Source organism: Flavobacterium sp. TMP13 (assembly GCF_050847115.1).
Taxonomy (GTDB): Bacteria; Bacteroidota; Bacteroidia; order Flavobacteriales; family Flavobacteriaceae; genus Flavobacterium.
In genome coordinates this window covers 1,723,131-1,742,346 of record NZ_CP193656.1, presented here as the reverse complement: position 1 = coordinate 1,742,346, position 19,216 = coordinate 1,723,131, and the positions used below count along the sequence as shown (strand labels likewise).

The window sequence follows — 19,216 nt, the reverse complement described above, 5'->3', positions numbered from 1 at the left end:
AGTTGACACGTATAGGTAATTTTATCTTTTTTTTTAATTCAAACAAATTAAAATATTCTTTTCCAATTAAATCAAATCGTTCCTGCTCCCCTCCTTCGGAGGGGTTGGGGGAGGAATTAAACCGTATCAATAAAACTCTTCTCAGTTCTATTGAATAACAATAAACCCGCAAAAAATACAACTAAAGTTATAATTAGCGTATATAGCAATCCCAACAATGAAACTTCCCCTACATTTAATAGCATGTACCGTGCGGTTTCGATAATGTACGCAAGCGGATTATATTGCACTAACCAACCATAACTGGGTAGTTTCTCTTTTATCAATTCCATCGGATACATTACTGCCGAAAGATACATTAGTAACTGCACACCAAAACCAATTAAGTAACTAAAATCGCGGTACTTTGTGACCATTGATGAAATCATCATTCCGAGTCCGAGTCCTAATATTCCCATCATTACAATTAGTAAAGGAAAAAATACGGTCAAACTATTAAAGCCAATTGCTGCGCCTTTGAAGTAGTAAAAGATATAAAATGCGATGAATATAAAAAATTGTATCCCAAACTTCAGCAAGTTGGAAATTACCACAGAGAGTGGCGTAATTATTCGTGGGAAATATACTTTTCCAAATATTCCAGCGTTGGCTCGAAATGTATCCGACGTGCCAGATAAGCAGGCTGTGAAATAATTCCAAACTGTTATGCCGGCTAAATTAAATAAAAATGGAGGTACCGATCCAGTATCAATTCCGGCAACATTGTTGAAAATAATGGTAAAAGTAATGGAGGTAAACAATGGCTGAATCAAATACCACAATGGTCCCAAAACCGTTTGTTTGTAAACAGTCACCACATCTCTCTTGACAAAAAGCATTAATAAATCGCGGTACTGCCAAACTTCTTGCAGGTTTAAAGAAAAGAACTTGTTTTTTGGTGTTATTTCAAACAACCAAGGATCATTGTCAGACGGGCTATGGGGCATAAAAAATAAATTCTTTTTTAAATTTTAAAAAATATAGGAGATCAGTAAATAAAATCAATTATCCTGCAGAAGGTATACAAGTAAATTGCAATCAAGTAACTCCTAAAAACACTTCATTACTCGCTCACAACTATTCACTTCGCACTAATTGCCAATCACTTCCTTCCAAAAGACAAACAGCCAATTAAAGAAGTGGTATTAAACTTATTGTGCAAGACCTTCACTTTGCCGTAAGCCGCAGTGTAACTAAATTTGAAATGAATGTAGCACAACCACAAATCCTGTTCTTGGGGAGCATTGATTTTAAAATCCAGAACAACCTCTTCAGTACGATTCGAGACGACAATCGAATTGCTGTAATGTGTTTCATGGGTATCGCCTAAACAATTCCAATTGGCTACAGCGAGCTGTATTTCCACCTGTGTAGACAATTCTGGCCAGTCGATGGCAATACTAGGGCTAATAACTTTCAAATTCAACTGCAAACTTTTCCAATCAAAAGTGAGCTCTTCTCGCAATACAGCAGACAAAGGTCGTCGACTATTGCCTTCAAATCCAATTAAAAAACCAAGGCCAGTTGGAGTTTGCAGTCCAACATATATGTGCCTGCTTCCAATAGGATTTATAGCATCCTCTTTTAAAATAGCCTGTAACAATCCAATGCAGCGACCAAAGGTAGAAGCTTCTTGAGCATAAGTATAAAAAGGTTGTACAAGTAATTTAAAGCGCTTCGCTTTCCTAGAGCAAAGTCCAAATTCAGTACTTTGCTGTCGAATTCGATCAAAAATAGGATTCTCCTTAAATTGTTGTTTCGTAATTCCTGTCTTACCACACATACGAACGATAGTACCGTCAGCAGTCTCATAAAAAGTCAAATCGTCGAGCTTTCCCGTAATTTTAAAAGGCCCAATTAATTTTGCCATCTTTTATAAGTTAAGTAAAAATAAATCTAATATAATACTATTTTCAACAGGATGAAGAGCTAAAAACGCTGTACTCTAATTCGCAAGTAATAAGTCTTCAATAACAGTATTCCTTAAGCAATACGTGCAGCGCACTACAAATAACGTACGCACTATTCACTGCTCTATTTATTTACATGCTACAGTGCGTAACACACACTAATTATTTATAATCACTAATTAAACAAGCCTACGGCATCCCCACCAACACTTTCTAAGCATTAATCAGTGAACATCAACTAGCAAAATTTAACTAATTTACTGCCAAGTCTATACAGAATTCTAAAAAAACTAGCAATGGCAAAAATAGATAATTAATCCACTTTAACCCTCTGTTTTGTATAAATCGTTTGCCCTAATAGAGTGGTTGAAAGAGAAATCCACTTAAAAACAGAACTTCCAATCAATTACTATACACTCTAAACAGCAAATACAGAAACTTACAGTTTTAATAGTGCTTTTTAAAAAATAAAAGTCGCCTCTCGAAATTGGATCTTCAAAGAAGCAATCTTGAAGCTAGAGAATAAGTAAAGATACATCTCAAATAAAAGTCGATTAAAAGCAAATTAACACCCTGAGCTCTTACTATAACTACATTCCTTCAATTACTGAACTAGTTGTTGAACAGGTTAGAATAAAGTGTAAAAAAGTAATGGGTGAACCATCACATTTTTTAACCCACAATCAGCGGCTGTACCAGTTCTAAATTTAAGCCCGTGTACAAACAAAATTCTTCAATGCTTACGAATTGATGTTCTTGTTTTCCCAAGTTCTTTTTTATAGCAATCAAGAGTAATCGCGCGTAACGATAACTCTTACCAGTAATACGCTGAACATCTTTAGGGTAAATACATACTCTCTTCAGTTCTGCCTTCATAAACGTCCATCTGAGACCAAGATTCTACTTTTATAAAAAGAAAAAAGAATTTCATTAGCCAATCAAATATAATAAAATTAACAAGTTAAAACGTATTAATAAAAGCAAACAAACAACTCTACTTGCCAATTCTCACTGCGCACTAATCCAATACTTAATACTTAATACTTAATACTTACTAGTTAATAATTAACAATAACTTCTTAATACTTACTACTTAATCCTTTAGACTCAATACTTCAATAATTGAAATACTTAATCCTTACTAGTTAATCCTTAACAATTAACAATTACTGCGTAATACTTACTATTTAATAATTAACAATTAATAATTACTTCTTAACACTTAACAATTAATAATTACTTCTTAATACTTAACAATTAATAATTAACAATTAATAATTAACAATTACCTCTTACTGCTCATTCAAAACTAGGCAAATACGACCATTATAGTCCTTTATGGTCTGTTACGAACCCTACCACTTTGATTTTAAATTAAATAGCGAAAGATTTGTACTATAAATCCGCTTTTAGATGCATCGAAATTGGCTTTATCAGGTTTGAAAAAATGTACCTAACATTTTATACTTCATAAATTAACACTTAGAAATTATGGCGCAACAAAAAGGGATTATCAAATTAAGAGGTACTATCGGAGATATTACTTTTTACAAAACAAAAGACGGTCACTTAGCTCGCGAAAAAGGCGGAATCGATGCCAAAAGAATGGCTACTGATCCAGCCTTTCAACGTACTAGAGAAAATGGAGCTGAATTTGGCAGAGCCGGTAAAGCAGGAAAAATATTGCGATCATCGATACGCACCTTGCTTTTAAATGCTGCAGACAGCAGAATGGTCAGCCGATTGACACAATCTATGATCAAAGTAATTCAGGCAGACCTCATCAGCATAAGAGGTTTACGCAACGTTATTGACGGCGAAGCCGAACTGTTAGCGGGATTTGAATTCAACATAAAAAGTACGTTGGGATCCACCTTATTTGCCGAATACACCAAAACCATCAACCGAGTGACAGGCGAAATTTCAATAACCATTGCACCATTTGTACCGGCAAACATGATAGCTGCTCCCTCTGGAACAACCCATTTTAAAATTATTTCAGCAGGAACAGAAGTAGATTTTGAAGCAGAAACATTCGTTTCTGCAAACAATGAAACGGCCACTTTGCCGTGGAACATGCTACCTACTGTCGCAATCAGCCACATCAATGCAGTAACTGCAAACAGTACCAAACCACTATTTCTTGCTGTGGGTATAGAATTCTTTCAGGAGGTCAATGGCCAGTTCTATGCGTTAAAAAATGGGTCGTACAATCCACTAGCCTTGGTAGCTGTAAGCGGACTATAAATGATTCTAGTCTTAAACCGAATCTATTTCCCTGAAGGAACAAACGGAACATTGGTATATAAAGGAAAAACCATCTGCCATACCATCGAATTGCCTTGGAAAGCAAATCGACCCCAAATTTCTTGTATTCCTGAAGGGGAATATTTCATAGTGAAGCGGTACAGCACAAAATTTGGCTGGCATCTAGAACTAGTAGAGGTACCCAATAGAAGTCTAATCTTAATCCATCCAGCAAATAATGCCGCACTGCAACTCCGCGGTTGTATAGCACCAGTCAGTCAACTTGCTGCTCCTGGTCAAGGTCGTAAATCTCGACTAGCAATGCAACAACTTACGGCTATAGTATTTCGAGAACTCGACGCTAAAGAGAGCGTTTTACTCCTTATTCAATCACAATCCAAAGTAGAAAATTAAAACCCAAAAATTATGAATGCAATCAAAAGAGCACAAGCTCCCACACCAAAATTTTTCAAAACCCTTCGCGCAATTGGCTTAGTGCTGGCAGCCATTGGCAGTGCTGTTTTTGCAGCCCCCATAGCATTGCCCACAGCCATAATAACACTCGGCGGCTATTTGGCCGTAGCAGGTGGTGTGGTATCTGCGGTAAGCCAGCTCACTGTCGAATTAAAATCAGCGGAGAATGCAGTCGAGTAACCATTCGCTCGTGGCAACGGCAAGTGGTACTTTTTTAAGTATAGTCCCAAATTTAAACTCAGAGGACATTCTAAAAACTGTAGCACTAGCTAGTATAGGGGCAATAGTTAGTTTCGGTATCTCCATACTACTGAAAATACTGTTTCGAAAGACAGGAAAATAAATCTATTCCCACCGAGAACTTTCCGCAAAGAGTCCAGACCCTAAGTCTGGACTCTTTTTTTTTAAAAACAAAGTCTTTCGTTGCACAAACTCCACTAAACGTGACCCTAAGCAATTTTAAATAAATAAAAAAATTAAAATAAAAAAGATTAATCTTACATTTTGTTTTATATTTATAATAGGATATTTCATTTTTTCTAAAAAAGATTTAGACTACACTCGCACTCGATAGCGCGGATTTGCAACTCGATAGCGCGGATTTGCAATCCGTGCCCACCATAAACATAAATATATGTGAAAAAAAAGCATTTCCCAGTAAACGATAGCGCGAATGTGCAACTCGATAGCGCGAATGTGCAACTCGATAGCGCGGATTTGCAATCCGTGCCTAACATAAACGAAATAGAATGTCAACAAAAAAAGCAGTTCTCAGTAAATGATAGCACGAATGTGTAACTCGATAGCGCGGATCTGCAACGTGATAGCGCGGATTTGCAATCCGTGCCTAACATAAACGAAATAGAATGTCAACAAAAAAAGCAGTTCTCAGTAAACGATAGCGCGAATGTGCAACTCGATAGCACGAATGTGCAACTCAATAGCGCGAATGTGCACCTCGATAGCGCGGATTTGCAATCCGTGCCCATCATAAACATAAATACATGCCAAAAAAAAAGTATTTCCCAATAAACGATAGCGCGGATCTGCAACGTGATAGCGCGGATTTGCAATCCGTGCCCATCATAAACATAAATACATGTCAACAAAAAAAAAGTATTTCCCAGTAAACGATAGCGCGAATCTGCAACGTGATAGCGCGGATTTGCAACGTGATAGCGCGGATTTGCAACGTGATAGCGCGGATTTGCAATCCGTGCCTAACATAAACGAAATAGCATGTCAACAAAAAAAAAGTATTTCCCAGTAAACGATAGCGCGGATTTGCAATCCGTGCCCATCGTAAACATAAATACATGTCAACAAAAAAAAGCAGTTCTCAGTAAATAATAGCGCGAATGTGCAACTCGATAGCGCGGATTTGCAATCCGTGCCTAACATAAAAAAAAACCATGTCAACAAAATACAAAGCTACAGCAAAAGAGGAAGCATTTTTTATTACACTAACCACCGTGGGCTGGGTGGATGTTTTTACTCGTTTAAATCAGAAAAATGGCATTATCAATGCTTTGATTCATTGTCAGCAAAACAAAGGATTAGAAATCTACGGGTATTGCATTATGAGTAGTCACGTCCATTTGCTTTGTAGAGCAACACATGGTTTTATCCTATCGGATGTAGTTAGAGATTTTAAAAAATTCACCTCTAAAAAAATAATTCAAACTATTATCGAGGAACCGGAGAGCCGAAGAGAATGGCTATTGGACTATTTTCAAAAAGCCTGCATCCATTTAAAAAGAACTCAGCATTATAAAGTCTGGCAAGATGGTTACCATGCGGAGTATATGTATAGCAATACATTTATAAAACAGAAAGTCGAATATATACACATGAATCCTGTGAAGGACAAAATAGTACTAGTACCCGAAGACTATTATTTCAGCTCTGCCAGAAATTATGCGGGTCTGGAGAATGATATAGAAGTGATTTTACTAGACTTGTTTTAATCTTAAATTTTGCAGATAAGGAATGTGGTAGTGAGCACGGATTGAAAATCCGCGCGAGCGGGTCTTTTTTTGTAAGACACCGCTAACTATTCACTCCTCTCTACGCACTGTTCATAAAAATTAATTATACTATATTTATACGACCAATTTTAAATCAAAAAAACAAAATGACAAATAGACACCTTATAAAAATTTGTTTGTTTTCACTATTTGCAGTAGTAATAACCTCCTATTTTCGTCATCAAAAAATAAAGTTGTTAGAAAAAGAATTAGTGCAAATAAATAAAGAGATAGAGACCAAAGAAGCTAATTTTAAGCGAACACTAAACAAAATAGAGCAAGATGCAAGTAGAAAACGAAGAGAACTTATAATTAAAGGAGACTCCATTAACATAAACTACAGCGCCAACAATAGAGTCCGTAGCTGATAGAGAGAATAAGCACAGAAAGTAGAGGCTTTTAACTACGGAGACACCAGCAGCGCATATTTCTATACGTTCAAATTATCTTTAATCTTCAAACATAAAAAAAAGATACCTTTCAGTATCTTTTAAAATCTTTATAGGTAGAGCTATGTCGTGTCTTCCAACTACAATTATAATTTCTCTTACGCTCATAAATCTTTTCCCTCAGGTAAAGACCTAAAATCCAAACCGCAATAAATCCTATTATCTCATACCATTCCATACATCAAATGTAGAACGGACAAATAAAAGACGCTTTACAAGCACCTTAGAAATTACCTTTTTGACAACTAGTATTCCCAAATTGACTAGTACTTTGTAGTGCTATAAAACAAATGGAGATGCCTAGGCATCTCATTTGTTTCTTATTCAATTATCTATAATTATAAAATACTTATTGTTGTTTGTAAGCTTTTCTAACTAGCTTTCCTTTAGCCTCCTTACTAAATTTTAATCTTTCATCTTCATTCTCTACTAATTTAAAGAAATCAGATAAAGAAATTTCTAAAAAATCACAAATTGCAAAAAGCTTACTACATGTAACGTTATGATTACTAATATATCTTTCTAGTCCTAAGTTTTTACCGAATTCTATAAAGTATTCGTTGTTTTCACTTAAGATTACTCCATTACGATCCTTATAAAGTTTCTTAATAACATTAGAAATGGCGGTAGTTAGTTCTTCAATTTTTACTTGTTTTCCCATATAAACAAATTGAATTATAAAAAAACATCGATACAATTACACATGTGTAAATATTATTTATATATTTGTACTATCAATTACATTTTATTTAATGTAATTTTGCGTCTCTTCATATTAAAACATTTGAAGCATTCGCTTTGAATCTCGTATCAGAAAATTGGCGTTTTATAACCACGAGATGATAAGTTAAGATGCTCACGACCATGGCGTGGGCTCACTTATTTGTGGTTAAGGTATGCCAATGCCTCTGATGCAGTAAGATGAGTTCCATGCCATTTTTTTTGGTCTTTTTACTCTCTTTTATTCCTAGCGTTTACTCATTTGTAGGTCGTCTCGCAAAAGTTTTAATAATAAAACCAAATGCCTATGAGTCAAACAAAAAAACACCCTTAAAGCCCCAACCTACTTCTAATTAGTTCGGTCACCCTAGCAAACCGGCTACATTTTTAACTCCTAGAATTAAAAAAACTTAGGGAGTCAAGCAAATCGATGCCCTAAAATAACTAAAAAATACCTGCACCAAAAGGATTATAAACAGAACTACTCCTTGACTTTAATTTGAATTTAGTACAAAAAGGTGCAGGTTATTTTACAAATAACAACAAACAAAAACGCTCGCCTATGACGCAATAAAAAACACTAACTACACGACGTATCTCGATACGGCAAAACATAAAAAAGACCCTCTATTCCTGTCGGCAAACAAAGCAGAGGGTCAAAGTCAAATAAAACGCTCGTTCCATTTAACCAATAACCAAAATTATGAAAAATAATTCAGTAATCAAGGCGTTAAGGGCAATCCAGTATGCGCTCATAACAACAATCTGCCTATACTCCGCCCCTAGTAAGTCCAACAATCATAAATCGACTCTTGCAATACAACAGCAAACGATAATCGTAAGCGGCACAATTACCGATAATCTGGCCCCCATGGCAGGAGTCAGCATCATGGTAAAAGGAAAAAACACGACTACCAATTCAGATTACAACGGCCAATATACGATTGATGCCAGTCCTACAGACATTCTGATCTTTTACTTCATGGGTTATAAAACACAGGAAATACCCATTAATGCACAAAAAGTCATAAACGTAAAACTACAGGAAGAGGCTACCTCGTTGCAAGAAGTAAAAATAAATGCAGGCTACTACAGCGTTAAAGAAAGCGAACGAACCGGAAGCATTGCCAGAATTACGTCCAAAGACATTGAAACGCAACCCGTAACTAATGTTCTGGCTACTATGCAAGGCCGAATGGCGGGGGTAAATATTACGCAAACTACAGGTGTGCCTGGCGGAGGATTTGACATCCAAATAAGAGGCCGAAATAGCTTGAGGCTCGATGGAAATTCACCTTTATATATTATTGACGGTGCACCCTACGCTTCTGAACCAATCGGAAGTTCCTTCACATCAAGTACTACTCCCCAATCAACTAGCCCACTAAACAGTCTCAATCCAGCCGACATACAAAGCATAGAGATACTAAAAGATGCTGATGCTACAGCTATTTACGGCTCCCGAGGAGCAAACGGTGTGGTACTCATTACAACTAAAAGAGGGAAGGAAGGCAAAACGAATTTCACAGCAAACTATTCAAACGGTGTTGGACAAGTTACTCGCTTCCTTAAACTCATGAACACTTCTCAGTACTTACAAATGAGAAGAGAAGCTTACAAAAATGACGGAATTACCAATTATCCCGAAGCTGCTTATGATATTAATGGAAACTGGAGCCAAAATAGAGATACCGATTGGCAAAAAGAATTAACAGGGGGGACCGCAATGTTTACAAACCTTCAAACTTCTTTATCGGGAGGCTCGGCTCAGACACAGTTTATACTTAGTGGCAATTACAGCAAAGAAACTACTGTATTTCCTGGTAATTTTAAGTACAATAAAGGTAATTTTCACTTGAATGTCAACCATCAATCAGACAGTAAAAAATTCAAGATAAATACTACAACGAGTTATTCAATACAAGATAATCTCCTTCCTTCTGTCGATTTTACACGTGAGGCTATAAAACTGCCACCTAATGCTCCTGCTCTGTATGATATAAATGGAAAAATAAATTGGGAGAACAATACGTTCAACAACCCCCTGGCCCTTCTTTCTGGGAAATTCGACAGCAACACTTACGACTTACTAGCCAATTCAATAGTGTCGTACGACCTACTGAAAGGACTAGCAATCAAATCTAATTTTGGATTCAACGACCTCCGTCATGAAGAAACACAAACATTACCTTCCACAAGGTACAACCCGAGTTACGGAATTGGTAGCGAAGCTTCGTCAATTTTTAAAAACAGAACAAATAGGCAGTCTTGGATAATTGAACCGCAACTAGTGTACAACTATGAACACACCAATTTAAAAATCAACATTCTTACAGGAGCCACCTTTCAACAACAAAACAGCAACCAGATTGTAAACTCAGGATATGGATTCGCAAGCAATAGTTTGATTAATGATCCAGCAGCAGCCTACCAGTATAAACTCAGAAACAGTAACCAATCAGTATATAAATACCAAGCCTTTTTCGGAAGGATAAATGTAAACTGGAAAGACCGCTACATTATCAATCTTACCGGCCGAAGAGATGGATCCAGTCGTTTTGGCCCAGGAAAACAATTTGCTGTTTTTGGCGCAGCAGGTATGGCATGGCTTTTTGGAAACGAAAAAATCATAAAAGAGAACCTCCCTTTTTTGAGTTTTGGAAAACTACGAACAAGTTATGGTACTACGGGCAATGATCAAATCGGAGACTACCAGTACCTGGACACCTATAGCATCTCAGGAAGTCACTATCAAGGAATTAATGGACTAGCTCCCACCAGGCTATTCAACCCTGATTTTGCATGGGAAACCAATAAAAAAATAGAAGTAGCACTCGAAATAGGTGTTTTAAACGATCGAATTTTTAGCACTGTCGGATGGTACAAAAACCGCTCTTCTAACCAGTTGGTTGGCAATCCATTACCAGGAACTACAGGTTTCAGCGAAGTACAGGCGAACCTAAATGCTACGGTAGAAAATACAGGCCTAGAAATTAGTCTTCGTACGATCAACATAAAAACGTCCAAAATCAATTGGACTACAAATCTCAATTTCACCCAACCACGCAACAAACTTATTTCATTTCCAGATCTCGAAGGCTCAACATACAAATACCAATTTGAAATAGGAAAACCGCTAAATAGCACTAAAGTGTACAAATACTTGGGCTTAGACACTCAAAGCGGCATATATCAGTTCGAAGATGTGAACGGCGACCAAATAATCTCTGCAGGCGCAGATAAAAAATATAGTGTAGATCTTAATCCTAAATTTTATGGAGGCTTACAAAATCAATTGCAATATGGCCCTGTACAGCTCGATTTCCTTTTCCAGTTTGTCAAGCAACTGAACTTTAATCAAACATTCAGTGCGCCAATGCCAGGATTAATGATTAACCAGCCTACCGCAGCTATTGCACACTGGCAGAGCGCCGGTGACTCCGAACCATTTCAGATCTACAGCAGTGGCAATAAGTATAACGTACAAGTAGCAAATACAAGACATGCCCAAAGCAATGCTGGAATTAGTGATGCCTCGTACATCAGGCTGAAGAATATCTCACTTTCATTTGACCTGCCACACAGATGGACCAAAAACATAAAATGTAAAGTGAGTATCCAAGGCCAAAATATGCTAACCATTACTTCTTACAAAGGAGCGGACCCCGAATTTAAAACGGCTGGATTCTTACCTCCGCTTCGCATTTACACCAGCAGCTTACAACTTATCTTTTAACTAAAAACGTATAAAATGAAAAAATACAACATCTTACAACTACGCTGTTTTATAAACTATAAAAATACTTCATTAACTACGGTATTGTTTTTTGCAATTATTTCAAATAGTATGCTAAGCTGCGATAGTTTCATACAAGTTGACCTGCCCGTTTCGCAACTTCCAGCGCAATCAGTTTTTAATGACAAAGCTACTGCAACTGCTGCAATGATAGACATTTATGCAAAAATCCGCAACAAGGGTCTATTTACAGGAAATCCGTCAGGACTGTCCAATCAACTTGGATTATACGCAGACGAACTTACAGCATTCGGCGGAGAGCTAAACTTTTACAACAATTCAATTCTGTCATCGGATTATCAAGTAGCAGAGTTATGGAACAGCAGCTACAATCAAATTTATGCTGCGAATTCGGTTTTGGAAGGAGTCAATAAGAGCACTGCACTTACAGAACTGGACAAAAAAGAATTAAAAGGAGAAGCGCTATTTGTGCGGGCATTGGTACATTTCCATCTACTTAATATTTTTGGAGACATCCCCTACATCCTAACTACAGATTATAAGCAGAATCGACTAGTAAAACGCATGTCCGAAAATGAAATTCGCAACCACATCAACGCAGATTTAATTGATGCAAAGTCATTACTGCCTGAAAAATATCTGACTTCAGACAGGACAAGACCGAACAAATGGACGGTACAAGCATTTTTGGCAAGAGTTCATTTGTACGCAGAGGAATGGGATAAAGCAGAGCAGGCTGCATCAACAGTCATTAATCAAACAGCACTTTACCAGCCAGAAGACGACTTAAACAATATATTTCTTAAAGACGCTACTACAACAATTTGGCAACTAATGCCTGAACTTCAAGGCGGCAACACCATAGAGGCTACAGTCTTCAGCTTTATAAAAGGCCCTCCTCCTGCATCAGCAATTAATCCTGCACTACACGCAGCGTTCTCCTCAAACGATTTACGAAAAATGTACTGGCTAACTGCTGTTACAAAGGGTGCCGAAGTATGGTACCACGCCTCCAAATATAAAGCTACAAAAAACACAGGAATCTCTAAAGAATATTCCATTATGTTTCGACTTGCAGAGCAATATCTAATCCGAGCAGAAGCACGAGCACACCAAGGCAATCTAATTGGAGCAAAAGAAGACCTGAACAGGATTAGACATACGGCAGGACTAGCTGACACTTCAGCCTACACCGCTTCTGAAATCATCAAGGCGGTTTGGATGGAAAGGAAACTAGAGTTTTTTACGGAGTATGGACATCGATTCTTTGATCTCAAAAGAACAGGAATGCTTGATCCAGTTCTAACAACACTAAAAACAGGATGGAATTCGACAGACAGACTTTTTCCGATACCTGAATCTGAACTTTTGTTAAACGACAATCTCTCTCCTCAAAATGCAGGATATTAAACTTCCGTATCGTAAAAAGCCCAATCGTTTACATAAAGTTGTTTTGTTTTTTTTATGGGCAGCAATTTATTATTTTGTAATACAAGCTGTCCCTCTCATGGCACAAATTAAAGAAAAGAAACAACTGTCTACTGATGACTATTCGCAGTGGAGTAAACTTTGGCCTAAAAAAATTTCAGACAAAGGAAAATGGGTAAGCTATGCGCTACAATACAAATTACACCAAGACACGCTGTTTGTGCAAAAGACAGAAGGCGATAAAAAGTATGTTTTCCCAAACGGTAGCAACGGTGTATTTAATCAGGAACAGTGGTTTGCATGCCTAGTAAAGGACACGCTTGTACTAAAAAATTTAGTAAGCGGTACGACAAGGTACACTCCAAATGTAGCTAGTTTCTTTTTTAACTCAAATGGTAAATTTCTACTTACTTTTTTGAACGATCGTGATGGTAGGAAGCAATTAATTATTAAAGACATGCAAGAAAAAGTCGTTGAGATAATTCCAAATATTAGTAGTTGGAAAAGCGATAGCTCAGGTAATTCTATTGTCTATTGTAATGATCGTAATGGGCAATATAACGTGGAACTAATTAAGTTTGGAAAACAATTAAGTAAAGAATCTATAGTAGTGGATAACGAAGTAGATTTCCAAAACCTTGTCTTTCGCGAAAATACAATTGCATTTACCCAAAAAGGCAAAACTAGTACCAAGTTATTCTGCTTCAACAACACTACTAAAAGATTATTTCGTTACGATCCTGAAGAGCATGACGATTTTCCTGCCGATAGTAGAATTTCTGATTCCTACGGATCGCTCACACTATCCAAAGATGGCCGGCGCGTATTCTTCTTGATAAAGGAAAAAAATAATGATAGTAATAGTGATGAAACATCCGTGCAAATATGGAACACAGAAGACAAACAACTGTACAGCAATAAAAAAAAGAACGGGTTCACACCCTTGAGAGACAAGCTTGCGGTATGGTGGCCAAAGGATAATTGCATGTTGCAGATAACAACAAAAGAACGGCCCTCAGCGATGCTCAATGGAAATTACAAATATGCACTTACTTTTGACCCTTTAGCATACGAGCCTCAAGCTAAATTTAACAGCGACCGAGACATTTATATTACGGATCTTTCGAATGGAAGCCAAAAAATACTTCTCGAAAAACATTCCGGTAACATCCTGACCGTACTGATGTCTCCAAATGGCAAATTTATTTCTTATACTAAAAATGGGGATTGGTGGATCTATAAAATAAGCAATGGCACTCATACCAATATTACCCGCAACATAGGGGTGAACTTTTTTAGAGAAGACAACAACACCCCTGGAGAAGCTCAAATGTACGGTAACATCGGTTGGACGGAAAATGATAAAACGGTGTATGTATACGACCAATTTGACATCTGGGAAATAACCCCCGACGGAACCTCAGCTAGTCGATTGACCCACGGTAGAGAAAAGCACTTGCGCTTTAGAGTCGTCCCGCTAAGTCCCGAAAAACAATTTGCCGAAAGCTTACTTGACTTTAATACGCGTAGCTTTTGCAGCCAAGAGAAACTACTGTTGGAAGCCTATGATAAACGCACAGAAACGGTTGGCTATTACGTATGGAAGCGGAAAATAGGAGAAAAAGTCGTAGTACCCCTCAACGGGAAAAGATCTCATTTCATGAAAACGGCTAAAAGTGAAGCTTTTGTTTACATGGAGCAAACCTATGAACAAGCCCCCACACTCGTTTTTCAAGCCAACAGTATGGTAAAACCAAAAGTGCTAGTGAAAAGTAATCCGCAACAAAAAAACTTTAATTGGGGTAAATCCGAGCTAGTAAATTATGAGGTAAATGGCGAAATAATAAGAGCTGCGCTCTATTACCCAGCAAAATATAAAAAAGAACAAAAGTATCCTATGATAGTACAAATTTATGAGCGCCAATCACACTATGTAAACGATTACGTAAACCCCTCTGTTTATGAGCAAGGAGGATTTAACATAACTAATTTTACAACACAAGGATATTTCGTTTTGTTACCGGATATCAATTATAAATTTGGAGATCCTGGAGAGTCAGCTAAAATTTGCACAATCGCAGCAACTAACGAAATCATAAACAGAGGACTGGTAGATTCATTGAGAATTGGCTTAATTGGGCATTCCTTCGGAGGTTATGAAACTGATTTTATTCTCACAAAAACTAATAAATTCGCTGCAGCAGTTTCGGGAGCAGCATGGACCGACTTGGTGAGCACTTATTTTTCCATCGGAGAAAGCTATTTAAAACCAGAATTTTGGAGGTTTGAGGAGCATCAATTGCGTATTGGAAAGTCATTCTTTGAAGACATGTCTAGCTATATCAGGAATTCTCCGATATTGAATGCGGAACAGATCACAACTCCTTTACTAGCTTGGTCCGGTCAAAAAGATCGTACGATTAGTTATCACCAAAGTATTGAATTTTATCTGGCATTAAGAACACTTAAAAAAAAGCATCTACTATTAATTTACCCCAATGAAGATCACGCAGTAGTGAACGAACATAATCAAAAAGATTTAACTGAACGTATCAGTGAATGGTTTGGGTATTATCTTAAAAGCGAAAAAAGAAAAAAATGGATGGATGCAAATAATCCATAAAATGGTAGTCATAGTTTAAAAATGCCGTTTGGAAAATTCCAAACGGCATTCTACAACTCATCTTTTTATTATTGGACACTTCTTTTAAGCACATTTGGACAAGAGGTTGGATTCTCTGCATCTAATTCATAAAGAGTAGATCCATCAATGTCTGACGTACAAATAAAATTTCCCGTATTGTCGCACATCTGAACCCGCTCACAATTCTGAGGAGCATTGACATGTTTATAACCCCACTCAGGTGCCGTTTTACTTTCAGCCTTGCTCGTTGCATCAGCCTGAAGTGCACCTAAAAATCCAAATGCAAGTACTGCAATCGGAGCTGCTAAATCAAAGATTTTAGTTCTCATAATAATTCTATTTATAAATTATGATCTACTCTTTTTTACAGGTTTTCGATCAAATTCCTGCTACTTGGCCAATAGATTTTAATGTAATTTACTTTTTAGTAGTTGTACTATAATGAGCTGTAATCGCCGCTCCCATAGTATAACGTACAATCTGATTTCCTATTAAAGCATACAACTGATTATTTTGTACTGCAAAACTTTTCATTTTCTTTCCTTCTTCGTCGTAGAGGTAGAAACTAAGCAAGTAACTATTGTCTGAAAGATTATATAGATCTATAATACTTGCACTCTTCCACATTTTAATACTTTCGTAACGTCCCATTATTTCTGAGTTAACAAACAACAGATTATCAAAAACCGCACAAGCTTTGTTTACAACTAATGCCGGCTTCCGCAATTTTCTTACACCATGGCTAGGGATAGTAACTACCTCGAGCTTAGCATGACCTATGCTGTCTATAGTTTTCCCTCTAAAGTCTATCATAAGATTACGGTCTACAACAGTAAATTGATTGCGATACGCATAGAGATAAATAAACCGTTTCATCTTTTTACTGTATACAAGATGGCCATCGGTATCAAAAAGTCCGTCAATTTGTTCTTCCAAAATTTGAGAATTGAACAACGTTTCCGAATTCTCTAGAAGATTCATCCTGCCGATTATACTTTTGGCAGTGCCTCGTTGCAGAGCACGTACAATCAGTGCTGTAGAATCTATAGGTACGGAAAGCGTAAAATACGCGTTGCCAGTATTTACTAGATGAGCTTTCCAATCACCTATTTTTCCTTTAAACACACAGGGAACAGTTCCGTCTGAAACATAAAAATAAGGAGAATCTACTTGTACAGTGAGCGCCCTAAAAGGAAGCTCTTTGTGGTCCAATTCGATATGATATTCTTCTTTTTTTTGCAAATTAGAGTCCAGTACGGTCAGTAACAATTGCGCACTTGTACTACCCAAGTAAAGTTTATCGTCAGCAATCCCCGCGATATAAAAAGAATTGAATGGAAGGTTTGCTACTTTTGCTTTCACTGCGGGAAAATGTGGAAAGCGTCTTATAAAATCATTACGATAGTGCATATTATTTTCCGAAAGCAGGAACAGCACTACAACTAATGAAATACTACAAAAAGTAGAAGTACAAAAGACACCTACTTCCAATTTTGAATTGAAAGAGCAGAAAGCATTCTGTTGATTCCATTTAAACAGTAACATGCCCACTACAGCTAGAAGAAGAAAACAGAAATTAAAAATAAGATGCTCTTTCCAACTCATTTTCTCCAGTATGCCCCCACAAGAACAAGGTACGAAAGAACTGTAATTCAAAATAATAATGATATAAGTTGTAAACATCACCATCAAACTAAAGGCTGCGAACAATCCTGCAAAACGAAATTTTGGCACAATCAAAAGGACAACTATGGAGAGTTCTAGTACTGGAACTCCCCAAGATACATACTCCGCAAAACTGCTCAATAAAGGCGACTGCCCCAGCTGAACCTTAAAATTTTCAAAGTCTAGCAGTTTGCTTACGGCAGCATAAACAAAAAGTAAAACGAAAAGGAGACAAATTCCCTCAATAAATAAATTTCGTATTTTGGCATGTACGCTCATGACTTCATTGTTTAGTTTCAATGAAGTAAATTTCTGAATTTCAAAACAATTCCACTTGTAAAATCTGGAATAGAACTTGGCTAAAGCGGAGAAATTCCACAATGAATAGTAGTTTGAGTAAAAGGTATAAAACGTAATAGCTCCGTTTTACAATTCATGCCCGAAAAATATTTTTTTCACAAAGCACTAAACAACAAATAGCCACAATTCAAAACTCACCAACCACCATCAAAGATTCAGTACTCCAAACTGACCCCGTACTACGTATTAGTTCCTACTTAATAATTACCACGCACTACTTACCACGCACTACTTAATACCTACTAACTAATATTTAAAAATTAACAATTAATAATTGCCACTTAACACGTACTACTTACCACGCACTACTTAATACTTAATACTTACTAACTAATATTTAATAATTAACAATTAATAATTACCACTGAATACTTACTACTTACTATTTAACAATTAATATTTAACAATTAATAATTACCACGACTACTTAACAATTAATAATTACCACGTACTACTTAATACTTAACAATTAATATTTAATAATTAATAATTACCATTTAATAATTAATAATTACCATTTAATAATTAACAATTAACAACTGCCCCTCAAAGGCAGATAACGAACAGGTTTACTCCTTTTCAGTTCATTAGGCGAATACCCAAAACGCTTTTTAAAAGACTTAGAAAAATTAGAATAATCACTAAAGCCATTCAGATAAGCAATGTTTTTCAAAGGAATGCTGGATTCTGTGACCATCAGATGCGATCGTTTCAAACGTTCTTCATTGTAAAATTGGTAAATACTCGTGTTGAAAAAATACCTAAAACCATCTTTCAATTTGTATTCATTGGTCGAAAATAATTTAGAAAGAGCTTTCAAGGGAGGCAACGGTTCGTCCAGATGATGCAGTATATAGTCGTAGAGTCGCTGTAGGAGTACAGCATCTAATTGTCGGGACTTGATTTGCTTTGCATTTTCAGGCTCTTGATCGGTTACTAAAAGATCGAATACCGCTGTTTCGGGTAGTGAATTCACACCATTCAAGAGGATAGCCGAATCGTGACAAAGAGAGAGTAACGTACAATTTACCAGTAAAAAAAGGTTGTCTTTGGTCACAAAGTGAAGGGTGGCATGGGTTTGATTGCAACTGCTAGGATGGAGCAATTGATGCGCAGCTCTTACTTTTTCGATCGATTCGGCAGTTAAAAAAACGGATAAAGGCTTGTTCACTAATTCGCTGCTTCCATAACCCAATAGTGCAACAGCAGCAGTAGTTAAATTGGTGATGCATAAATTAGAATCTAAGACTAAGCTAAACTGCGTACTAAAATGATGTGATTTGTGGGTGTTGACATATCCCCATTGAAAAATAGCTTCATTCATCTCTTCGGATACCATGTTAAGAAGCACAACCAATGCTTCTAGCTCGTCATCGAGAGCACTGGAAGGAATACGGATGTTAAAATTACCTTTTGCCATCTCAAATAACATGAGGCGTACCGCTTGAAGTCTTTGTTGATTGTGAAGTTTATCCATACGATCTTGTCTGCTATAA

General features: G+C 36.8%; 15 protein-coding genes. 8 read left to right on the top strand and 7 right to left on the bottom strand.

From position 1 onward, the window contains the following. Positions 1 to 116: 116 nt before the first annotated feature. Together ACRASX_RS07620 and ACRASX_RS07615 are read right to left on the bottom strand one after the other, a co-directional pair. Positions 117 to 986, bottom strand: a complete 870-nt coding sequence (locus ACRASX_RS07620; protein WP_432222964.1) for an ABC transporter permease — start codon at positions 984 to 986, stop codon at positions 117 to 119. 155 nt (positions 987 to 1,141) lie between these two features. Continuing rightward, a complete protein-coding gene (locus tag ACRASX_RS07615; protein ID WP_432222963.1) occupies positions 1,142 to 1,909 on the bottom strand; it encodes a hypothetical protein in 768 nt (255 codons plus the stop codon). A 1,531-nt stretch (positions 1,910 to 3,440) separates the two neighbouring features. On the opposite strand from ACRASX_RS07615, the gene ACRASX_RS07610 reads away from it, so the two are divergent. The 3 genes from ACRASX_RS07610 to ACRASX_RS07600 are packed head-to-tail and all read left to right on the top strand — an operon-like array spanning position 3,441 to position 4,850. Beyond that, positions 3,441 to 4,196: a hypothetical protein gene (locus ACRASX_RS07610; RefSeq protein ID WP_066306531.1), complete on the top strand. Its 756-nt coding sequence runs from the start codon at positions 3,441 to 3,443 to the stop codon at positions 4,194 to 4,196. After that, positions 4,197 to 4,610 (top strand): DUF5675 family protein, encoded by a 414-nt coding sequence (locus ACRASX_RS07605; protein WP_066306529.1) that lies wholly within the window; start codon positions 4,197 to 4,199, stop codon positions 4,608 to 4,610. Between the two features lie 12 nt (positions 4,611 to 4,622). Continuing rightward, a complete protein-coding gene (locus ACRASX_RS07600; RefSeq protein ID WP_432222962.1) occupies positions 4,623 to 4,850 on the top strand; it encodes a hypothetical protein in 228 nt (75 codons plus the stop codon). 708 nt (positions 4,851 to 5,558) lie between these two features. On the opposite strand, the gene ACRASX_RS07595 is transcribed toward ACRASX_RS07600, so the two are convergent. After that, positions 5,559 to 5,681, bottom strand: coding sequence for a hypothetical protein (locus ACRASX_RS07595; protein ID WP_432222961.1), 123 nt, complete (start codon positions 5,679 to 5,681; stop codon positions 5,559 to 5,561). Between the two features lie 401 nt (positions 5,682 to 6,082). Between ACRASX_RS07595 and ACRASX_RS07590 the strand changes: the two genes are divergently transcribed. Both ACRASX_RS07590 and ACRASX_RS07585 read left to right on the top strand, forming a co-directional pair. Further along, positions 6,083 to 6,637, top strand: coding sequence for an REP-associated tyrosine transposase (locus tag ACRASX_RS07590; protein WP_432222960.1), 555 nt, complete (start codon positions 6,083 to 6,085; stop codon positions 6,635 to 6,637). A gap of 167 nt (positions 6,638 to 6,804) precedes the next feature. After that, a complete protein-coding gene (locus ACRASX_RS07585; RefSeq protein WP_432222959.1) occupies positions 6,805 to 7,065 on the top strand; it encodes a hypothetical protein in 261 nt (86 codons plus the stop codon). A 430-nt stretch (positions 7,066 to 7,495) separates the two neighbouring features. Here the strand turns inward: ACRASX_RS07585 and ACRASX_RS07580 are convergent, their stop codons facing one another. Next, a complete protein-coding gene (locus ACRASX_RS07580; protein ID WP_432222958.1) occupies positions 7,496 to 7,807 on the bottom strand; it encodes a hypothetical protein in 312 nt (103 codons plus the stop codon). 762 nt (positions 7,808 to 8,569) lie between these two features. Here ACRASX_RS07580 and ACRASX_RS07575 point away from each other — a divergent pair. The 3 genes from ACRASX_RS07575 to ACRASX_RS07565 all read left to right on the top strand — a co-directional run bounded on the left by ACRASX_RS07575 (position 8,570) and on the right by ACRASX_RS07565 (position 15,674). After that, entirely contained in the window at positions 8,570 to 11,602 is a 3,033-nt protein-coding gene (locus tag ACRASX_RS07575) for a SusC/RagA family TonB-linked outer membrane protein (protein ID WP_432222957.1), read from the top strand. A 111-nt stretch (positions 11,603 to 11,713) separates the two neighbouring features. Beyond that, the gene (locus ACRASX_RS07570) at positions 11,714 to 13,033 is read left to right on the top strand and encodes a RagB/SusD family nutrient uptake outer membrane protein (RefSeq protein WP_432222956.1); all 1,320 of its coding nucleotides are present in this window, start codon (positions 11,714 to 11,716) and stop codon (positions 13,031 to 13,033) included. Further along, positions 13,020 to 15,674, top strand: a complete 2,655-nt coding sequence (locus ACRASX_RS07565) for a prolyl oligopeptidase family serine peptidase (RefSeq protein WP_432222955.1) — start codon at positions 13,020 to 13,022, stop codon at positions 15,672 to 15,674. The genes ACRASX_RS07570 and ACRASX_RS07565 overlap by 14 nt, the downstream gene beginning before the upstream one ends. Positions 15,675 to 15,742: 68 nt before the next feature. Here ACRASX_RS07565 and ACRASX_RS07560 read toward each other — a convergent pair whose 3' ends face one another. The 3 genes from ACRASX_RS07560 to ACRASX_RS07550 all read right to left on the bottom strand — a co-directional run bounded on the left by ACRASX_RS07560 (position 15,743) and on the right by ACRASX_RS07550 (position 19,140). After that, positions 15,743 to 16,024: a hypothetical protein gene (locus tag ACRASX_RS07560; protein ID WP_066313376.1), complete on the bottom strand. Its 282-nt coding sequence runs from the start codon at positions 16,022 to 16,024 to the stop codon at positions 15,743 to 15,745. An 88-nt stretch (positions 16,025 to 16,112) separates the two neighbouring features. Beyond that, positions 16,113 to 17,639, bottom strand: a complete 1,527-nt coding sequence (locus ACRASX_RS07555; RefSeq protein ID WP_432222954.1) for a MauE/DoxX family redox-associated membrane protein — start codon at positions 17,637 to 17,639, stop codon at positions 16,113 to 16,115. Between the two features lie 613 nt (positions 17,640 to 18,252). Beyond that, the gene (locus tag ACRASX_RS07550; RefSeq protein WP_432222953.1) at positions 18,253 to 19,140 is read right to left on the bottom strand and encodes a helix-turn-helix domain-containing protein; all 888 of its coding nucleotides are present in this window, start codon (positions 19,138 to 19,140) and stop codon (positions 18,253 to 18,255) included. Positions 19,141 to 19,216 lie beyond the last annotated feature (76 nt).

Coding starts and splice junctions, on each gene's coding strand:
- ACRASX_RS07605 (WP_066306529.1), top strand. CDS start 4,197: ATGATTCTAGTCTTAAACCGAATCTATTTCCCTGAAGGAACAAACGGA.
- ACRASX_RS07620 (WP_432222964.1), bottom strand. CDS start 986: ATGCCCCATAGCCCGTCTGACAATGATCCTTGGTTGTTTGAAATAACA.
- ACRASX_RS07610 (WP_066306531.1), top strand. CDS start 3,441: ATGGCGCAACAAAAAGGGATTATCAAATTAAGAGGTACTATCGGAGAT.
- ACRASX_RS07570 (WP_432222956.1), top strand. CDS start 11,714: ATGCTAAGCTGCGATAGTTTCATACAAGTTGACCTGCCCGTTTCGCAA.
- ACRASX_RS07580 (WP_432222958.1), bottom strand. CDS start 7,807: ATGGGAAAACAAGTAAAAATTGAAGAACTAACTACCGCCATTTCTAAT.
- ACRASX_RS07615 (WP_432222963.1), bottom strand. CDS start 1,909: ATGGCAAAATTAATTGGGCCTTTTAAAATTACGGGAAAGCTCGACGAT.
- ACRASX_RS07585 (WP_432222959.1), top strand. CDS start 6,805: ATGACAAATAGACACCTTATAAAAATTTGTTTGTTTTCACTATTTGCA.
- ACRASX_RS07575 (WP_432222957.1), top strand. CDS start 8,570: ATGAAAAATAATTCAGTAATCAAGGCGTTAAGGGCAATCCAGTATGCG.
- ACRASX_RS07560 (WP_066313376.1), bottom strand. CDS start 16,024: ATGAGAACTAAAATCTTTGATTTAGCAGCTCCGATTGCAGTACTTGCA.
- ACRASX_RS07600 (WP_432222962.1), top strand. CDS start 4,623: ATGAATGCAATCAAAAGAGCACAAGCTCCCACACCAAAATTTTTCAAA.
- ACRASX_RS07590 (WP_432222960.1), top strand. CDS start 6,083: ATGTCAACAAAATACAAAGCTACAGCAAAAGAGGAAGCATTTTTTATT.
- ACRASX_RS07550 (WP_432222953.1), bottom strand. CDS start 19,140: ATGGCAAAAGGTAATTTTAACATCCGTATTCCTTCCAGTGCTCTCGAT.
- ACRASX_RS07565 (WP_432222955.1), top strand. CDS start 13,020: ATGCAGGATATTAAACTTCCGTATCGTAAAAAGCCCAATCGTTTACAT.
- ACRASX_RS07555 (WP_432222954.1), bottom strand. CDS start 17,639: ATGAGCGTACATGCCAAAATACGAAATTTATTTATTGAGGGAATTTGT.